General features: G+C 41.9%; 15 protein-coding genes. 7 read left to right on the forward strand and 8 right to left on the reverse strand.

Translation table 11 applies throughout. The features are described from left to right. Positions 1–93 precede the first annotated feature (93 nt). The 4 genes from V6C71_26210 to V6C71_26225 form a co-directional block, all read right to left on the reverse strand. Complete coding sequence (locus tag V6C71_26210) at positions 94–1,470, reverse strand: dihydrolipoamide acetyltransferase family protein (protein HEY9771953.1); 1,377 nt, start codon at positions 1,468–1,470, stop codon at positions 94–96. A 190-nt stretch (positions 1,471–1,660) separates the two neighbouring features. Continuing rightward, the gene (locus V6C71_26215) at positions 1,661–2,899 is read right to left on the reverse strand and encodes an FAD-dependent hydroxylase (GenBank protein HEY9771954.1); all 1,239 of its coding nucleotides are present in this window, start codon (positions 2,897–2,899) and stop codon (positions 1,661–1,663) included. Between the two features lie 116 nt (positions 2,900–3,015). Further along, a complete protein-coding gene (crtD, locus tag V6C71_26220) occupies positions 3,016–4,533 on the reverse strand; it encodes a C-3',4' desaturase CrtD (protein HEY9771955.1) in 1,518 nt (505 codons plus the stop codon). Positions 4,534–4,649: 116 nt separating this feature from the next. Beyond that, positions 4,650–5,039 carry a DUF2780 domain-containing protein gene (locus tag V6C71_26225; protein HEY9771956.1) on the reverse strand — a complete coding sequence of 130 codons (390 nt, stop codon included), beginning with the start codon at positions 5,037–5,039 and terminating at the stop codon, positions 4,650–4,652. Positions 5,040–5,327: 288 nt separating this feature from the next. Here V6C71_26225 and V6C71_26230 point away from each other — a divergent pair, with 288 nt between their 5' ends. Next, a complete protein-coding gene (locus V6C71_26230; GenBank protein ID HEY9771957.1) occupies positions 5,328–5,522 on the forward strand; it encodes a hypothetical protein in 195 nt (64 codons plus the stop codon). Between the two features lie 128 nt (positions 5,523–5,650). On the opposite strand, the gene V6C71_26235 is transcribed toward V6C71_26230, so the two are convergent. Both V6C71_26235 and V6C71_26240 read right to left on the reverse strand, forming a co-directional pair. Then, entirely contained in the window at positions 5,651–7,351 is a 1,701-nt protein-coding gene (locus tag V6C71_26235) for a CocE/NonD family hydrolase (GenBank protein HEY9771958.1), read from the reverse strand. A gap of 22 nt (positions 7,352–7,373) precedes the next feature. Beyond that, entirely contained in the window at positions 7,374–9,464 is a 2,091-nt protein-coding gene (locus V6C71_26240; GenBank protein ID HEY9771959.1) for a lytic transglycosylase domain-containing protein, read from the reverse strand. Positions 9,465–11,109: 1,645 nt separating this feature from the next. Here V6C71_26240 and V6C71_26245 point away from each other — a divergent pair. The 3 genes from V6C71_26245 (at position 11,110) to accC (ending at position 13,426) form a co-directional block, all read left to right on the forward strand. Then, positions 11,110–11,493: a hypothetical protein gene (locus V6C71_26245; protein ID HEY9771960.1), complete on the forward strand. Its 384-nt coding sequence runs from the start codon at positions 11,110–11,112 to the stop codon at positions 11,491–11,493. A 268-nt stretch (positions 11,494–11,761) separates the two neighbouring features. Then, on the forward strand, positions 11,762–12,001 hold the full coding sequence (locus V6C71_26250) for a hypothetical protein (protein HEY9771961.1): 240 nt from the start codon (positions 11,762–11,764) through the stop codon (positions 11,999–12,001). 78 nt (positions 12,002–12,079) lie between these two features. After that, complete coding sequence (gene accC, locus V6C71_26255) at positions 12,080–13,426, forward strand: acetyl-CoA carboxylase biotin carboxylase subunit (protein HEY9771962.1); 1,347 nt, start codon at positions 12,080–12,082, stop codon at positions 13,424–13,426. 56 nt (positions 13,427–13,482) lie between these two features. On the opposite strand, the gene V6C71_26260 is transcribed toward accC, so the two are convergent. Next, positions 13,483–13,770: a YggT family protein gene (locus tag V6C71_26260; protein ID HEY9771963.1), complete on the reverse strand. Its 288-nt coding sequence runs from the start codon at positions 13,768–13,770 to the stop codon at positions 13,483–13,485. A 425-nt stretch (positions 13,771–14,195) separates the two neighbouring features. Between V6C71_26260 and V6C71_26265 the strand changes: the two genes are divergently transcribed. The 3 genes from V6C71_26265 (at position 14,196) to glpK (ending at position 17,424) form a co-directional block, all read left to right on the forward strand. Further along, positions 14,196–14,315, forward strand: coding sequence for a photosystem II reaction center X protein (locus V6C71_26265; protein HEY9771964.1), 120 nt, complete (start codon positions 14,196–14,198; stop codon positions 14,313–14,315). Between the two features lie 292 nt (positions 14,316–14,607). Next, on the forward strand, positions 14,608–15,696 hold the full coding sequence (locus V6C71_26270; GenBank protein HEY9771965.1) for a Ycf66 family protein: 1,089 nt from the start codon (positions 14,608–14,610) through the stop codon (positions 15,694–15,696). 231 nt (positions 15,697–15,927) lie between these two features. After that, complete coding sequence (gene glpK / locus V6C71_26275; protein HEY9771966.1) at positions 15,928–17,424, forward strand: glycerol kinase GlpK; 1,497 nt, start codon at positions 15,928–15,930, stop codon at positions 17,422–17,424. A gap of 6 nt (positions 17,425–17,430) precedes the next feature. Here glpK and gcvT read toward each other — a convergent pair whose 3' ends face one another. After that, complete coding sequence (gene gcvT, locus V6C71_26280; protein ID HEY9771967.1) at positions 17,431–18,546, reverse strand: glycine cleavage system aminomethyltransferase GcvT; 1,116 nt, start codon at positions 18,544–18,546, stop codon at positions 17,431–17,433. Positions 18,547–18,791: the final 245 nt, after the last annotated feature.

Here is an 18,791-nt window from a genome sequence, read left to right on the forward strand (position 1 = left end):
TTGATAGGGAAAAAGACACAATAACATTTTTTTCCCTATATTTTATTTAAGTTAGTACAATCTTGTTCTAAAGCTTAAAGCCGATCGCTTTTTTCAAAGCGTCAAAGATTGAGCGTCAGTTTCAATCAGAGTCGCCAGATCTTTCAAGAAAGCTGCTGCCTGTGCGCCATAAATAATGCGGTGATCGGAAGTAATATTCACCTTCATCTGGCGTTTTACTCCCATCATGCCTGAATCATCAGCTACCAATTGAGGTTTTGAGCCACCAACGGCTAAGATTGAGCCTTGTCCTGGAGGCAAAATAGCATCAAAATTATCGACTCCAAACATTCCCAAATTGGAAAGGGTAAATGTCCCAGTAGTATATTCTTCGGGCTTGAGTTGTTTCGCTCGGGCGCGGGCGACTAAATCTTGCCAAGTGCGCGAGAGAGAATAAATATCCAGTCGATCTGCATTACGCAATACGGGAGTAATTAGTCCACCATCGGGCATAGCTACTGCCACAGCAACATTAATTTCCGAGTTGTAGCTAATGGCATCTTGAGTATAGCCAGCGTTAACCACAGGATGTTTTTGCAAGGTAACGGCGATCGCCTTAGCTAATAACGCCGTCATCGTCACGCCCTTGGGTTTGATTTGTTGATAAAGTTTATCTAAAGCATCAGTAGTAATGGTGTAAGCTACATGAAAAATAGGCACTTGCAAGCTTGCCACCATGTTTTGTACCACCGCTTTTTGCAGAGTATTAAAGGGTACAGTTTCACCAGGATTAACCTTGGCTGGGGCAGCAGCAGTTGCGGGAGCAGCAGTTGTGGGAGCAGCAGTTGCGGGAGCAGCAGTTGTGGGAGCAGCAGTTGTGGGAGCAGCACTAGGAGTAACACGGGCAGCCACGACAGCAGGTGCAGAGTTAGCAGTAGCCTGAGGAACAACGCCCAAAGGAGTCGCAGCAGGAGTGCTTACAGGTTTACCTGAGGCTTGTTCGACATCACCCGCCGTAATTCTACCATAAGGACCACTTCCCTGAAGAGTTTTTAAATCCACACCCAACTGTTTAGCCAATTTTTTCGCTCTGGGTGAAGCAATAGTTCTGCCCGAGCTATTACCATTGCTGGATACGGTAGCAGTACTAACTTCTACTGGAGCGGTAACTGCTACGGGGGCTGCTTGTTCTGGTTTGCTTCCACCTTTTACATGATTCACCGCTTGTTGTTTAGCTGATTCAATTTCGGCTTCAGTTTCGGCTACTAAAGCGATCGCACTGCCTACAAGAGCTTCTTGTCCCGCCTCGACTAAGATAACTGCCAGGTAGCCTTCGTTAAAAGATTCAACGTCCATATCGGCTTTGTCCGACTCTACTACTAAGACCGTTTCCCCTTTTTCTACTTTGTCCCCAGGAGATTTAGTCCACTCGACAATTTTACCTTCGGTCATTGTGGAACTGAGGGCGGGCATGAATATATCGTGAATCATAGTGTACGAGCTTCTGTTTGTAGTTAGTTACTGATATTGAGAATTAAAGGAAAATAAATGCTTTTTTCCCAGCCTTAAGCTGTAATTGTGCCTTGATTACAACCTATGATAATAACATCGATCGCAATTCTCAGACTGACCAAGTACGAGCTAATCTGTGACTGAATAAATACTTAATAAGTCGATCTACTTAGCGTTGAGCTAACTTTGGTGTTCTGCCGAGTAAGCCCGTCATGAGTCGCAGAGCAAAAATCCTTAGGGGTTTAAAATAGCTCATCAGCCATAATCCCCAACGACGCAGGGCAACTATTGGCAACCAATTGTTAGAAAATATTCGATCTAACAAATCAGTAAAGCCGAGTATTGCTAAATTTTCCAGTTTTCGCCAACCTTGATAGCGTTTGAGAATTTTAACTGTACCGATATCCAGTCCTCGATCGTGAGCAGTCTGTAGTACCTGGGCCAAACTAGCGGCATCCCGAATACCCATGTTTAAACCTTGTCCACCAACAGGATGACAACAGTGAGCAGCATCACCAATCAAAGCTAAACGGGACTTGATATAGCGATCGCACTGCATTAGCTGCACTGGAAACACGAGACGTTGGCTAACTAATTCTAAATCTCCTAAAACATCGCCCGTACAGGTTCGTAGTTGAGCCAAAAAAGCCGAATCATCTAGTTCAGCTAAAGCTTTAGCTTTGGCATGGGGTTGTGTCCAAACAATCTGACACTGATTGCCTGGTAACGGCAGGACTCCCATCGGGCCAGTCGGCCAAAAACGTTCAAAAGCAGTATTGTTTTCTGAGGCAGTATGCTTAATGGTAAATGCCACACAGGATTGCCAATATTTCCAACCACGGGTTTTAATTCCTGCTAAGTTGCGAATGTGCGATCGCGCTCCGTCTGCCCCGACAACTAGTTTAGTTTTGATTAAACGCTGTTCTCCGTTAACGCTTACTTCTACCGTTGAAACACCTTTTTCTGTCGTTAGGTTAATCACCTCCCCTGGGCAAAGCCAGGTAACGTTAAGACAGTCGGTCAGATATTTATGTAAGGCAGCAATAACTATATTGTGCTGCGCCACATAACCCAAATATTCTCCTGGTAAATCTTTGGTTTCAAACTTAACTTTTTGAGGATAATCGGCATCAGTCAGACTAATATGCTGATATTTACCAATATAGGGAAATATATCCTTCCATACGCCAATTCCTTCATAAATACGTCTAGATAGGGGAGAAAGGGCATAAGCTTGGGTTTTAGCTGCTGTTACCTCTGGGGATCGAGCTTCAATCAAGATAATATTTAAGCCAGAATCTTTTAGTGCTGTTGCCAGAGTCGTCCCCACAATACCACCGCCAACAATGACTATGTCACAGTTGAGATCGAGGGAGTCTGCTTTAGTAGTTTCTGGTTGTACTAACATTCTGTATGAATTTTCAAGAGAATAATTATCTGAGTATAAATACTTTCCTATATTGTGACGCGAGCGGCATTTTAGAACAAGGATTTTTGGCAGTCAATGGCGATCATCTATAGACTCTAACTACTCGCTTCGATTTGTCTGGTAACCGTCAAAGCAGAATAACTTACCCCTGCCGTACCTTCTCCTGGGTGGGTAGAATCTCCCACAAGCCAAAGATGCTTAATTGGAGTGCGGTTAGCAAAGCCAAAAGGCCCAAAGGTAGAAATACGCTGTCCTAATCCGCCGACGATGCCTTTGCCTCTAGCGGTATAGTTAGCAAAGGTTCGAGGGGATGCTGCTTCAGCGTAGATAAGATTTTCGGGAGTGAGAGCAAAATATGAGCTTAAACGAGCGATCGCCTCTTCGGTATACTGTTGTTTAATCTGGTCATAGTCACAATCGTTCTTCCACCACAAATCCGCATCGGTAAAAGAAGATGCAATGAGCGTAGCTTGCCCTTCTGGGGCTCTTCCATCTCCTGGCTTGCTTACAGAAACAAACAGGGAGTTATTTTCGCCAATTAGTTGATCTCGATCGTAAAGAAACTGAAGATGAGGAGAACAGTTTGCGGGAATTGCTTCTCGTTTGACTCCTAAATAAATTACAAATGCTCCTGATGGTTGAGGCAGTTTTTCGACTCGACGTTCATAATTTCTCAGAGATTTATCGTCAGTCAGCTTAACTAAATTTTGAGCGGTAACGTTTGCGACTACTTCATCCGCCTCTTCTATCCAGGTTTCATTAGTTTTCTGGTTACGAACACTCACCCCTGTGACTTTTCCTGACGCTGTATGAACTTGTTCGACGCTATGACGCATCAATAGCTTACCACCATACTTTTCTAAACCCGTTACTAGGCGATCGCTTAATACCTGCATACTTTCCTGAAGATGGAAGAGTCCTTGAGGGGCTTGAGAAACCGCTAACGCTGTAGCTGCATATAACAAAGCCGTCTCGTCTGTCCCTACCTGGGAATATAGTTTTAATTGCAGATCTAAAAATGTTTTTAGTCGTTTATCTTCGTATAAGCCATATAGCTTTAACGCCTGGGCAACAGTCATCAAAGTAAACGGCACAGTAATTAAGGTATCGGATCTGACTGCTGAGACTAGTTGCCACAGATCCCAAAGGTTACGTGGAGGTAAGACTGGATCTCGACTTTGAAAACGCCAGCTTGCTTCAAATAAACGATTCAATAAATTCCAAAATGGTTCACTTGCTGGAAACTGTCTTTGTCTCTCTTCTTGCCATTTTTCCCGATCCCGCCAGACATTTATCGGCTTTGTTTCTCCTGGTAAGAATACAGCACAGGCAGGATCGCAATAGGTAGCCGCAGGCGGTTGAATTTCTAATTCTTCAAAAACGCGTTGATGAATTCCTCCAGGCTCTAACCCCGCTACCTGAGTTGCCCCCACATCAAAGGTAAAACCCCGACGCTTAAAAGTAGAGGCGCATCCCCCTGGCGCGATCGCTTGGTCATAGATCTTTACCTCATAACCGCGTTTGGCTAATAATGCTCCCGCAGTCAATCCACCGATACCAGCACCAACTACTACGACACAAGATTTTTGCTTACTTTTGAGAGCGATCACCATATAATTAAATTTATATTTCTTAATATTTAATTATATTTTAAATAAAAGAAGACGCTCCGTAGAACGTCTTTCGTGAATTCAGGAAATTATCAATAGCCAATAGCGACTAAGTGTGTTTATTTTAAAACTCCTGCCAAAATGTTTCTCACCCCATCTCCTCCTTTACTTTGGGTAAAAGATAAGATGATGGGAATAAATTTGCTTGCCATGCCTGGATTTAATCCTAGCTGACTAAAACCTCCAGCTAAAGCAGCCATATTCGCTAATTGACCGCCACTGCCACCGCCCATTGCGCCAGCTAAGCCACCAATAGCCCCAGCAATACCTTTTCCGCCAGACGGAGCTTCGCCAATTAAATTTCTGATAGCAGGAATCGCATTCGCTACTTGAGCAAATTCACCATCTCCTAACTGTTCTTTAGCCATTTTGAAAATGAGCCCAGCACCACCTTTTGCTTGGTTATCATCAACTCCAAGACCTTGTGTTAATTGTTGAATTAATTCCATATTGAGTTTATTACAGTTCTTTCTCGATTATGATGCCAAAGACTCAAGCTAATTTAAACAAGGAAATGCTTAAAAAAGATAATCTTTCTGTATACGCTACAGCATATTTAGTACGATGTGTGTCAAATCAACAATTAATAAATAAAGTTTTGATTAAGTTTGCTTGATTTAGCGATGCCTTACCAGAAAATTTTCATCTGTTTGGTTAGATGAACTCTGGACTAAAAGCAACTATATAATGTGCTTCGGTAAAACAATTTCAACTTAAGTTTTCATTAGGAGAAAAACATGAAAATCAAATATTTAGCAGCTTTGTTTGCTGCTTCTGTTTTAAGCCTCGGCTTAGTAACTTCTTGTGCTACCCCAGAAGCAGGAGAGACTGAAGCTGAACCAGATGCTGGTGTTGTTGAACCACAGGAAGAACCAGGGGCGGCACCAGATGCGGCACCAGATGCGGCACCAGATGCTGGTGCTGGTCAATAATTGATTTGATTAGAGAGGGAGCAGGGCAATAAACTTTTAATTGTTTAAGATGCTAAATGTTTCCTCTCTTTATATTATTCGAGAAACTTTTGGGTGTTAGCGATCGCTAATAACCGAAGCCTCAATCTTTATTCAGTCGAGAAGTTTATTATTAATCTTGATGGATAGTTGTCTCCTGAATGGATTAACAAGGTGATTATCGACTCATCCATCAAACCTGATTCGTCAGGTAGCTTGCTATTACCAGGATTGACGGGATAGGCAGGAAAGCAAGCGGCACTTAAACTGAGACGCAAGCTCTTCCCTGCTGCAATACACATACAGGTAGCCTGCAAAGGAATTTTGATTAGGGCGGTATCGGAATCTGAGGTAACTACGCGAATGTAACCCTGTGTGAAATTAAACACGGTACCGTCAGGATTTACGGTAGACAAAACAGCACAAAGATCGAAACTAGGATTTTCCACAGTACAGTAGACTTCTAACATTATTGCTCCCGCAATATGTAAATCTGATTCTAGATAAGCCGATGTATAGGTCAGAATATCTGAACGACAGTCTAAAGCAGAGCGGTCAAAAGTGCCTCCAGGATAGGTAGAATGTCCTCCTAAGGCGGGTACTGGTCGCCAGGGGTCATGAACTAAAATATCTGTATTATTCTCGAATTCTGTAATTGTTTGACTAAGATCGATTTCTAATAACTCGGGCACAGAAATATCCCTTGCCTCTTCATACTCCCAAAGCATTCCGCTATCTTCTCTAATACTTGCTTGTCCATCACTAGCCAAGTAATAAATTTTTTGAGTTTTAGGTAAACTATCGAACTCTCGCCATTGGTTACTGCCCATTTCAAACAGACACAGCGGCGATTCTTGCAGTAGTCCTGTATCTTTTCCTTTGAGCCAATGATCGAACCAGCGAATCTGGATCTCATCAAGGGGATTTTGGGCTTGAATGCCATAGTCAACTGCACCCAGTTTTCTACCCCAAGGAAGATGCGCCCAAGGCCCAACCAAAAGATGCTGTGGTTGTTTACCTTGGGCTATCATTGCCTGATAAAGATTTAATGTCCCCCGTAAATAAGGATCGAACCAACCGCCAACGTGCAGCATGGGAAGATCTACGTTTTCTAGCAGATATTTAGGCGATCGCTTTTGCCAATATTCCGCATTAGGATTAGGGTTATTTAACCACTGATGATAAAAGGAGTCTGGGGCTAGCTCTTTCATCAGTTCGGGATTGGCAGGAATAGAACCATTTAACGGCAAGTTACGGGAGGCAGCGCGTAATTCTCGGTAAGCTGCACGATCTCCTTTGAGGCGTGCTGTTTCCCCTGCTAGTTGAATTGCCCAAGCTAAATTAGCAAATAGACAAAATGCCCCGTTTTCATAAGCCCAGTCGGTACAAAGATCGTAGGCTACCATAGCAGGAGCGATCGCCTTTAAACATTTTGGCTGGTGCGCTGCGGTATATAGCTGCGTCATTCCCTGATAGGAAAAACCGTACATTCCTACTTTTCCTGTACTGTCAAGTAATTGAGACACCCAGTTGCACGTATCTAAACCATCAGTAACTTCGTGGGTAAACAGATCGAACTCACCTTGAGATGTTCCTCTGCCGCGTACATCTTGGATCACTACAATATAGCCTTGGGCTGCATACCAACGAGGATGAGCATAAACCACTGTAGAAGCAATTTCTCTACCGTAAGGCTGGCGCATCAATAGAATCGGTAATTTCTCATCCGTGTCAGGACGATAAATATCTGCATCCAATCTAACGCGATCGCTCGTCTGCATTGATGCCGTCTGTTTGATGATTTTGACCATTACTTAAGCTGAAGAAAATTACTTACTGTTCGTTAATCTGCTTAAACAATTTTCCTACTTCGGGGTTATAAACCAATAGATAGTTCCAATAATTTTCAAATACTGACTCTACATAACCTTGTGTTTCTGGGTAAGGAATTTTTGCGACAAACTCATCTGCGTCTTGTAACCCATAGCGAGAGACCCATTGAGCTACTGCATTTGGTCCTGCGTTATAGCTAGCCACCGCCAGCATCGAGTTATTGCCGTATTTTTCATGGGTAAAGTCGAGATAATAAGTCCCAATGTTGACGTTATCTTCAGGCTCAATCAAAGAATAGCTAGATAAGCCAATATTTTTAGCTGCGGCTTCACCAGTAGGAGGCATTACCTGCATTAAGCCCAATGCCCCAGCAGAAGACTCGATTTCAGGTTCAAACCGTGATTCTTGACGGATTAAAGAAGTAACTAATAATGGGTTAAGCTGTCGCTGTTGCGACCACTTCAAGATAGTTTGTTCATAGGGAAACGGATATAAAGCCTGCCAGTATTCAGGGGTTTGACGTAGTTGTTGCCATTGTTGTTGATCTTTGGGCGAATCTCGATCTTGCAGATACCAGATTTGATTGATACCCCGCAGATTTTTGCCTTGATATAGTTTCAATAAGCCTTTAGTAAAGTCTTCTGCAATCGTTAATTCGGTGCGATCGCTAATTTCAGTTTGAAATTGCGCCCAAGCTTGTGGTTCTAGCCCTAGTTGATATAATTCCTGGAAGGTTTCTGAGCCTCCTGGAGGAGTTATTTTGCTGGTTTTAACTACTTGAGGATCTTGATGGCGTACTGTGGTAAAGTCTCCTACATTCCATCCTAAAGCTACCGCCGAACGCCAGGCATAATATGATCGGGGAAACCGTGCCAAGACTGATTTATAGGCGGTATTGGCATCTTGGGGACGATTGAGCTTTTCTGCCCATTTAGCAATCCAAAAACCAGCTTTGGGTGCTACTAAACTGTTAGGATTATTAACTACAATCGGTTGCGCCCATTGCCAGGCGGTGACCAAATCTCCCGTTTCAGCTTTCTTACTGGCAATGTCCCAGCGATAGTTAGCTGCTGCTTCAGAGTGTTTATAGTCGGTTAATAGAGTTTGTCGGGCATTGGCAGCGGAGTTGGGACTATTGAGTGCTTCAAGAAATTGTGCTTTTTCAACCAGGGCTTCTGGTGCTTGTGCGGGGAATTGCTTAATTGCCCGATCCAGATAAGTCACCGCTTCTGTTTGACTGACTAAGGTGGCGATACGGCGTAAACCCCAGCCTGTATCCTCGGCATGAGGATATTGTTGAATTAACTGAAGATAATATTGTTTAGCGGTGGTTCGATCATTGCCTAGATGATATCCTCTGCCCGCACGGTAAAGATTTTGAGAAGTAATAGGAGCTTTAGCGTAGGCTTTGCCTGCCTCAGCGTAGTCCCATTTCAACCAATAACTATCGGCGATCGCCTCCCACTCTTCAGGAGTCAACTGGCTGGCATATTCTTCAACTAAACGATTTCTCATTTGGTCTACCCCAGGCTCGTCAGGAGTATATTTAACCAAGACTGCCATCAAATGCGGTTGGTTCGGATTTAAGCTTAACTGCTGGCGGATAATTTCATGTGTGCGGGGATGAGCCGGAAATTGCGCGATCGCCTGTTGCCAATAAGCAGAATTAGATTTACCCAATAAATATAGTGCTTCAGCAGCAGCAGCAGAAGTAGGATATTTCCTGACTAATTTCTGCCAAGTCTTTTCCGCTGCTTCAGAGTTTTGTTCGAGCTGATAGGCTTTACTTTTAGCAAGCAAAACATAAGCAGCCAGCAAAGGATATTCCCGCTCTAAACCCTGCAATTCTGCTAGAGCTTCTTTACCCTGTTTGCGCTCAATTAAATCTGCTGCAAGTAAAAAACTCTTGCGAGTATTTGTAGTCGATTCATTTAGGGCAACTGCTGGTTGCTCAGGGAAAATTTGTCTGGCATCTTGCGTAGAATTTGAATTTATTTTATAAGCAAAAATTAAAGCTGTTGAGCCTATTACTGTTGATATCAAGCTAATAGTAATTAATAAAAAATTCTTGCTATTAAATGATTTCCGCATATTAATTTTTTAAGGGCTTGGGAGTAGAGCAATATGTTTATTCTTCCCCCACAGCTTATCTTTCATATCACTCCAATAATTAGTGGATGTCAATTTAATAATTGACATCCAGGCAAGTAATAGTAATCTAAATGTTTAAATTAAGAGTAGGGAATATAAACCATTTTAATATGTTTTCTGATAGGCCAAAGCTAATAATGATAAATTCCCAGATTAAGAAACCAGATTTTCGTAACCTGCATAAAAAATATAGATCGTCCGTAACTAGTAAATGTAAGCAAAACAGACATTAAAATTTACCCAAACGAGGTCTAAAATAATAAAAAAATCTATACTATCTGAGTGTGAGAAAGTACCCCCACGCTTGTCCCCAAGAATGTAAGGATTAGTGGTGGGGTGAATCGAACTTAACAGTCGAGTGGGATAAATATAACTGCTGGAATTAATATCGTCGAAAGCTTTATATAGCATTAGTTTCAAACGTTGTCTATCACGGATACACTTCGTTATATAATATTTTCGTACGTGACACAAGCTGAGATTGCTGGACTGTGTACAGAACCTCAAAAACTGTTAGGGGTCGAGCCGAGGATCGCTCCTCGACACTCCCATTCAAAACCGTGCTTGCAACTTTCACTGCACACGGCTACTCCTGGCTTTTCGGTAATTTGTATTTTGTTCCTTTTCATCCCACGCTAGACTGCCTCGGAAAGGTCAGTTTTAAGTCTTTCTGTACACATCTGCGTATTAGGCATATTAAGAACTACTTATTTCCCTACTCAGACTCAGGGCTGTACGTCAGCATATCTCGGACATTACATCCATCCCTGTCGGACGTTACCTGTTAATTCAGGTTAAGCATTGGCTTCTTACAGCATCCTACTCCCATATTTCATACGCTTCACATCTGGTTTATCAAGGATTATGTCTTGATAGAAATATGGGGTTATCCCGTTCCCTAAATTCATTTCACGTTGTTGTTAGTCCCTAATCTATACTCCGAGAGGTATAATGATGAGAAAATATTATCTACTCACAAATAATATTCTTTTTTTATTTCTTAATTTTCAAAAGAAATACAGACCTCTGTTGCCTTTTGGCGGTAGTGTATTAAGCCGTTACACTACTTACAGATAACGAAGCTTAAAATTAGTTAGACTTTGTTGAACATAAACAACTTTCCTTGCAGAGTTGCCAAATTCGGCTATCAGCTATCTGCTTTTATCCTAGCTCTGCACCACTATGATGTTACCTAGCAGCACATAGGATATGGATTCAAACGTCTCATTCGTCGGTAGGAATTTAACCTACATGAACTTAGAGTTATTGTATTTTCTAGGTTCTAGAAATTACCCTCATCGTTCCTACAAGCTGTAGTTAGGCTGAAACGGGTCGCACAAATAGATATATGTTTGTAACCATAGTTTCAGGTAGCCGAATGGTGGCGTAAAATCTGTTGAGGGTCTGAGTGAGTAAATTAATTAATCTCATTAATTTGGCAAAAAGTCGGCGCTAGGGCATATCGTGGTCTTTAACCTAAAATGCTTGCAGAGACGGTCTGGCGGGGACAAAATCAAGGTTTTGTCTAGCTAAGAGTCGATGAGTCAAGAATCTCCGTTAAACCGCACTTTGGCGTTTTGGGAGAGTGTCAACAATTCTAACCACAGTTATTGCACTTTCTTTAACTGCTTTCGCGCAAGATACACAACAGCTTGGTTCTACAAGGTCGGGAAACCTGACCGTAGCCCAAGCTCAAACAAGCATTCAAAACAACTCTAACTTTGCTGCGGCGGTAGGAACAGGCAACTTAGTAATTCAAAACACCGATCGACTTAGCGTACAAGATCGGCTAAACCTTGGCACTTATGATCTTCCTGCAACTCCTAATGCTAAAACCGCTGTACAGGTTAACGCTAACGAAGCTGCGGCTATCGGTACTGGTAACGTTATCGGACAAGATTCGACTCAAACTAGCGTTCAAGGACAAGTTAATGTGAATCAATATCTTCCTCCTAGCTACCAACACTAAAAATAATTATAAGCATTATTATTTACAGCAAGTAATAAACAAACTAGACATACTAAAACAGGGGTAAACAAACTACCTCTGGTTTTTTAAATGTTTATCGAACAGTTTAAATTTTAAGATAAAGTTTTAGTAGCGATCGCGACTGATTACAAGCTCCAACAACAACTATGAATAATCGAAGTACAATAACAGGGATAAACCATAACTTACCACTGACTTTTACAGATAAGTTATTTTACTGTCCAATTCCCAATTCTCGATAAGCTTTATGGATGCCTTTGCCCTAGTTCCGCCAGAATGGACTAAATCAGCAGTTCATGCGGTCGATTTTTGTTGCCCTAGTTGTAAAACAAAACCTGCAAAGGCAAAAAACGTTTGGCTGAACCGTCGCGCTCCTGTGAATACAGATACTCGACGCAAATACCAAGAGTTTTATCTGTGTGAGTGCGATACTGCTTGGTGGGGTTGGAGCGACGATCGCCCCTCTTCGGAATCAGGCGATAAATAAGCTTCGACTCTTTTTTAGTACCATTATTACTATTAAAAGCTCTATTCTAAAACATGACTTTAGTTATCTACTTAAAGAATGCAGTTTGACAAAATTCTGATCGCCAATCGAGGAGAAATTGCTCTACGCATTTTACACACCTGTGCTGAAATGGGCATCGCCACTGTAGCCGTACACTCCACAATCGATCGCCAAGCTCTCCACGTTCAGTTGGCAGATGAAAGTGTCTGTATTGGACCACCTCCATCTAGTAAAAGCTATCTAAATATTCCTAATATTATAGCAGCTGCCCTAACTCGTAATGCTACGGCTATTCATCCTGGCTATGGCTTTTTAGCAGAAAACGCTCGTTTTGTGGAAATTTGCAACGACCACCAGCTAACTTTTATTGGTCCTTCTAAAGAAGCAATGTTGGCGATGGGAGACAAATCTACGGCAAAAAAAACAATGCAGGAAGCGGGAGTACCTACAGTACCTGGTAGTAATGGCTTGTTGCGTGATGAAGACGAAGCCAAGGTCGTTGCAGGAAAGATTGGCTATCCAGTAATGATTAAGGCTACTGCTGGTGGTGGCGGTAGAGGAATGCGCTTGGTGCGAGACGAGACGGAGCTGGTCAGAATGTTTCAGGCTGCTCAAGGAGAAGCAGAAGCAGCTTTTGGCAACGGGGGAGTATATTTAGAGAAGTTTGTTGAATGTCCCCGTCATATTGAGTTTCAGATTATTGCCGACAGCCACGGCAATGTGGTTCATTTAGGAGAAAGAGACTGTTCGATTCAGCGTCGTCACCAGAAATTGCTCGAAGAAGCTCCCAGTGCAGTTCTGAGTCCTGAGTTACGTCAGAAAATGGGAGATGCTGCGGTCAAAGCAGCTAAATCGATTAATTATGTTGGTGCTGGAACAATAGAATTTTTGCTGGATAAATCGGGTGATTTCTACTTTATGGAAATGAATACTCGTATTCAGGTGGAACATCCTGTAACTGAAATGGTAACAAGTATCGATCTGATTGCCGAACAAATTCGCGTCGCTCAGGGAGAAAAACTTAGATTTACTCAAGATCAGGTAATTTTAAAAGGTCATGCGATCGAGTGTCGCATTAATGCCGAAGACCCCAAACATAATTTCCGACCACATCCAGGACGCATTATTGCTTACCTACCCCCAGGAGGCCCTGGAGTAAGAATGGATTCTCACGTCTATACAGACTACGAAATTCCTCCCTACTATGATTCTTTAATTGGCAAACTAATTGTCTGGGGAGAAAATCGCGATGTAGCAATTAAACGGATGAAGCGGGCTTTAAGAGAATGCGCTATTACTGGAGTTCCGACGACGATTGAATTTCACCAGAGAATTTTAGAAACTCCAGCTTTCCTTAAAGGTGAGATCTATACTAACTTTATTGCCGAGCATCTTAGCGATTAGTATCGCTTTGGAGAAGACAAAAGTTAAAAGCTTAAAAGTTTTGAGTAGATTTTTAATTAATGATTTAATGCCATAGTAATTAATCCTTGCTGACCGACTAAAATTTCTCGTAGGAGAGTGCAAACCCCAACTAAAATGATTGGAGTTATGTCTACTCCTCCAATAGGAGAAACTATTTTACGTAGAGGTTTTAGGAAAGGTTCTGTCGGATAAACAACTAGGCTAAAGGGAAACTTGGTTAACTCCGCTTGGGGATACCAAGTCAGAACAATTCTAAAAATAAACAGGATGGTCATTAATCCCAGTAAAATGCTAATTCCTATAGTTATTATTGATAAATTCATATCCTTAATTAATTTCTAAATTAATCGCCAAAAGTATTGCGTAATGTAAACATCTGTTATGTATTGTACTGTCATTTTCAAGTCTTGATGCGTTAAACCCAGGCTTTTTTGGGAAACCGCAAGCAAAAAAGATGCCACTGTTTGCCAGATGCTGATTCAAGTTTAATAGTCAAAAATAGTCAAATATGTTAGCCCTGTTGCTCATCTGTACCAATAGTATGAGAGAGAAAGAGGATCTTTGGGCTTGAGAGTGTTTTGCTAAACTGCTTAATAATAGTGAAGCGAACTATACTGCAACATTGGTTTAGCTCTTACTTATGAAAAATGCTGTGATTAACTTTAATTTTGGTTAAAAAACTTTTAAAATTATAAAACAACGTAAACTATTACAGTTGAGACAAAAAATAGTTAGGATAAAAAAAATTATGACTCCTTCATTAGCTAATTTTCTTTTAAGTATAGGACTAGGCGCGATTATTGTAGTTATTCCCGCCACCATAGCGCTAGTTGTGCTTAGTCAAAGCGACAAAATTGAGCGTGGATAATAGATAATAGTTGTCTGCTTTTGTTAACAAGAGTATAAATAATTAAACGACGGAATCCCCTGTAGCGCAAAGATATAGCCTTAATAGTATTCCGTCGTTATATTTTAGGGTTCATGCTGGATTTAAAAATAGTACACAATATAGAAAACAGTAGAGATAATAGTAACTTATACAGACTTGGATCTTAATACCCGTCTGAGTCTAGGTAGAATATGAAGCTACACTACTTAAAGTCAGTATAGGTAAAATAGATATTACCTAAAACCAAGCGAACCAGATTGGGAGAATAGTAATGGTTAATTTTGGGCTGAATGCAGCCGCTATCTTAGGTTTATTCTTAGCAGTAGCAGGGGCTGGACTGTTTTTCTTACGTTCAATTCGCCCAGAGTTGGCAAGGGATTACGATATTTTTTTTGCTGCGGTAGGTCTGCTTTGTGGGATTATTTTGCTATTTAATGGCTGGCGACTCGATCCTATTTTACAATTTGGTCAATTTTTGCTCACAGGAACAGCTATTTTCTTTGCTTTCGAGAGTATTAGGATGCGCGGGGTGGCGACAGAGCAAGCTAGACGCAATACTCCAACAGTCGATCGCGATCGCCCTGTAAGTCGTACCAGAGTTTACACCGAAGCGGAATTGGATCAAATCGATCCTTATGATAATGCTTATGAAGGGGCTAAACCTAATTACAGCAGCCCAAGACTCCAAGGCTATGATGAACCTCAACCCCGTACTGCTCGTCGTTCTGAAAGAAAAAGAGCCGCGCCGTCTGCCGATTTGACGGATGAACCCCGACGCAGAGTGAGCCGTAGCCGTACTGAATCTAGTGATTATGTAGCTCGCGCTCCTGAAGGCGATCGCTATGGCTATAGTGAGCGAGATAAAGATAGAGATAGAGATATTCGCCCTCGTCGTCGTCCTCCTGCCTCCACTGCCGATGCTTACGATCAATGGGAGAAGAATAATCTTAGATCGGCTCCTCGTTCTCGTCCTCGCCCTTCTATACCTTCTATAGAAGATCCTTATTCTGCTCCGACTCCAACCACTAAACCCGAACGCAAACCAAACCCTGTTGAGTTGGGTAGAAGCTATGAGCCAGAAGATGACTACTCCAACAATCTAGGTAGCAGCTATGAGGATTCTGATTTAGGCAGAAGTTATGACCAACCAGACGAATCTATTCCTGGTGATTATGTAGTTGATTATCAGCCTGTAGAAGAACCAGAAGTTGATTACTCAGATGACTATGATGATTCTGATTTAGGCGACTATGATGACTACGATGACTACGATGATTTACCTGAATATAATTCCCAGGAAGATTATCCCGAACAGCCGGAACGAAGAAAACCAATTAACTTCAATAACGACTATGATTAATCGTTTCTTTATCGGCGTATTAGCTTAAAGTTGCTTTTAAACAGAATCGATTAGCAATTGAGCGATCGCCAAATTAGCTTGGGAATAACAATTATTGATGAGTTGAACGATTAATGTTTGACACTCAAGGATAAATAGTAAATGCTAAGTTATTTAAAAAAAACTCGATAAAACACATTTTAACCAGAACTTTGCTGTAAATCTACAATAAGCAGAATTTTGGTGTTTTTTATGACCGACAGTAAATATATTCTTTCTCTTGATTTGGGTACTACAGGAAATCGAGCTATTTTGTTCGATCGGCTGGGGAATGTCGTCGGTCAAGTCTATAAAGAATTGACTCAGCACTATCCGCATCCAGGCTGGTTGGAACACGATGCGTTAGAGATTTGGCAGGATACTAGTAGCAATATTCAAGAAATTATTGCCCAATATCAGTTAAATCCTCGGGAAATTGCTGCTGTTGGTCTAACTGTTCAACGGGAGACTTGTTTGCTTTGGGACAAAACCACAGGTCAACCTTTACATAAAGCAATTGTTTGGCAAGATCGTCGTACTGCTGAGCTGTGCGCTCGCCTAAAAGCAGCAGGAAAAGCGGAAATCATTGAACAAAAAACAGGTCTAGTACTTGATGCTTATTTTTCAGCTACCAAGTTAGCGTGGCTGATTGATTGGGTCAAGCAAAATAAACCTGATACTAATTGGGATAACGTGATGGCGGGAACAATAGATGCCTGGGCGTTATGGAATCTAACTGGTAAACAAGTTCATGCTACCGATATTAGCAATGCCAGTCGTACTATGTTGATGAATTTAGATACAGGAGATTGGGACGAGTCTTTATTAGAATTGTTTAATATCCCTCGCCAGATTATGCCTGAAATTAGACCCAGTATGGGCGTATTTGGCAAATGCGATCGCGATTTAATTGGTGCAGAAATACCAATCGCTGCTATCTTCGGCGATCAACAGGCAGCCTTATATGCTCACGGTTGCGATCGCCCTGGGTTACTTAAGTGTACCTATGGTACTGGGTGTTTCTTAGTGGCTCAAACTGGTACGGCAGTTACGAGATCGCACAATCGACTCCTTTCTACAGTGGCGTGGAGTACTAAAGAGCAAACTAACTATGCTTTAGAAGGGGCAATTTTTACTACAGGAGCATCAATTCAGTGGTTGCGTGATGGTCTAAAGCTAATTAAGGATGCTGCTGAAACCGAGTCTCTGTGCAATCGTATAGATGATACCAACGGAGTTTATTTTGTTCCTGCCCTCAGTGGTTTGGGCGCACCTCATTGGGATATGAAGGCTCGCGGGGCTTTTTTGGGCATTACTGCGGGTGTTCAACAAGAACATATAGTCCGTTCCGTTTTAGAAGCGATCGCCTATCAGGTCAAAGAAGTAGTTGATGCCGTTAATCAAGATAGTGACAATCCTGTATCTCTTCTCAAAATCGACGGTGGAGCAGCTAAAAACAATTTTTTGATGCAGTTCCAAGCAGATGCTTTGGGAGTCCCTTTGGAACGCCCTAAAGTGCTGGATGCGACGGCTCAAGGAGCAGCTTTCGGTGCAGGATTAGCGGTGGGCTTTTGGGATAACTATCAAAAGCTAATTAGCGATCGCCAAGTAGAGCGAGTATTTGAACCAGGGGCGGGGCAAGCCCAGGCACAAGATAATTTTGCCATGTGGTCAAAAGCTGTAGCTAGGGCGAAAAACTGGATTGAGTAAGTTGTTTTAAAGATGAGGCGATCGATAAAAGGGTTTCTTCACCACGGTAGCGGGGTAGGTTTTACCACGAATTTCAACTTCTAAAGCCTGCCCTGCTTTACTCAAAGACTTAGGAACATAAGCTAGAGCGATCGCTTTTCCGACAGTAGGTGATAAAGTACCGCTGGTAATCTCTCCTACTGCTTCTTGGCCAAACATTACTCGATAGCCATGACGAGCGATATATCGCCCTGACATTTCTAATCCGACAAGACGACGTTTAACTCCTGCTTCTTTCTGCTTTTCTAATACCGAACGTCCGATAAAATCTCCTTTGTCTTTGAGATGTACTACCCATCCTAATCCTGCTTCCAAAGGTGTAATTTTGTCATCAATTTCTTGCCCGTACAGGCTCATTGCTGCTTCTAAACGCAGGGTGTCTCTGGCCCCCAGTCCACAAGGTGTAACTCCAGCTTCCAGCAAAGATTGCCATAGCTGCTTGGCTGCTTCAGGTTCAAGCATAATTTCAAAGCCATTTTCTCCCGTATAGCCTGTCCGAGCAATAAATGCGGCTGAACCTTTAATGGTTAAAGTTTGATGAGTGAACGCCATCATGGTGCTAATCTCTTCGGCAACCAATCTCTGTAAAATTTGCCTCGCTTTTGGTCCTTGAAGGGCAATTAAAGCTTGTTTTTGCGAAATGTCTGTCATTAGCACAGAACTATTTTTTAAGTGGCTTGCAATCCATTCTCGGTCTTTATCGGTTGTACCTGCATTGACAATGACAATTGCTTGCTGTTTGCTTTCTTTTACGCCTTGGTAATAAAAAATAATGTCATCGATAATTCCTCCTTGAGCATTGAGCAATACTGTATACATTGCTTGACCAGGTTGGAGACGGCTCAAGTCTGAAGGAACTAAAGTTTGCCAAGTATCAATTAAACTATCTCCCGCAAAGGTAAATTTGCCCATGTGAGATATATCAAACATTCCTGCCTCAGAACGTACTGCTTGATGCTCCAATTTCAGTCCAGAAAACTGTACTGGCATTTCCCAACCAGAAAAAGCAGTAAATCTTGCCTTCTGTTGTTTGGCAAGTTCATATAAGGGAGTTCGTAAAAGATTAGACAATTGCTCTGCCATACGTTTGGTTCAGAATATTCAACTAAAGATTTATAACTATATAACTTAGCGCGACCCAAAGGAGCAAGGTTGGTTGACCCAGAAGCCGTTCCCTTGACGTAGAAGAGCTAAAAACTAAATTAGAAGAGAGAAATTAAATTATGGTAGTGTATTCGGGTATGATTTAATAATCATGTAATATTTGTTTCAATAAATTTTAGTTCGTTCACGCTCTGCTATTGGGTAACGTGGACTACGACCAATAA

This window comes from Coleofasciculaceae cyanobacterium (assembly GCA_036703275.1).
In the GTDB taxonomy this organism is placed as follows: domain Bacteria; phylum Cyanobacteriota; class Cyanobacteriia; order Cyanobacteriales; family Xenococcaceae; genus Waterburya.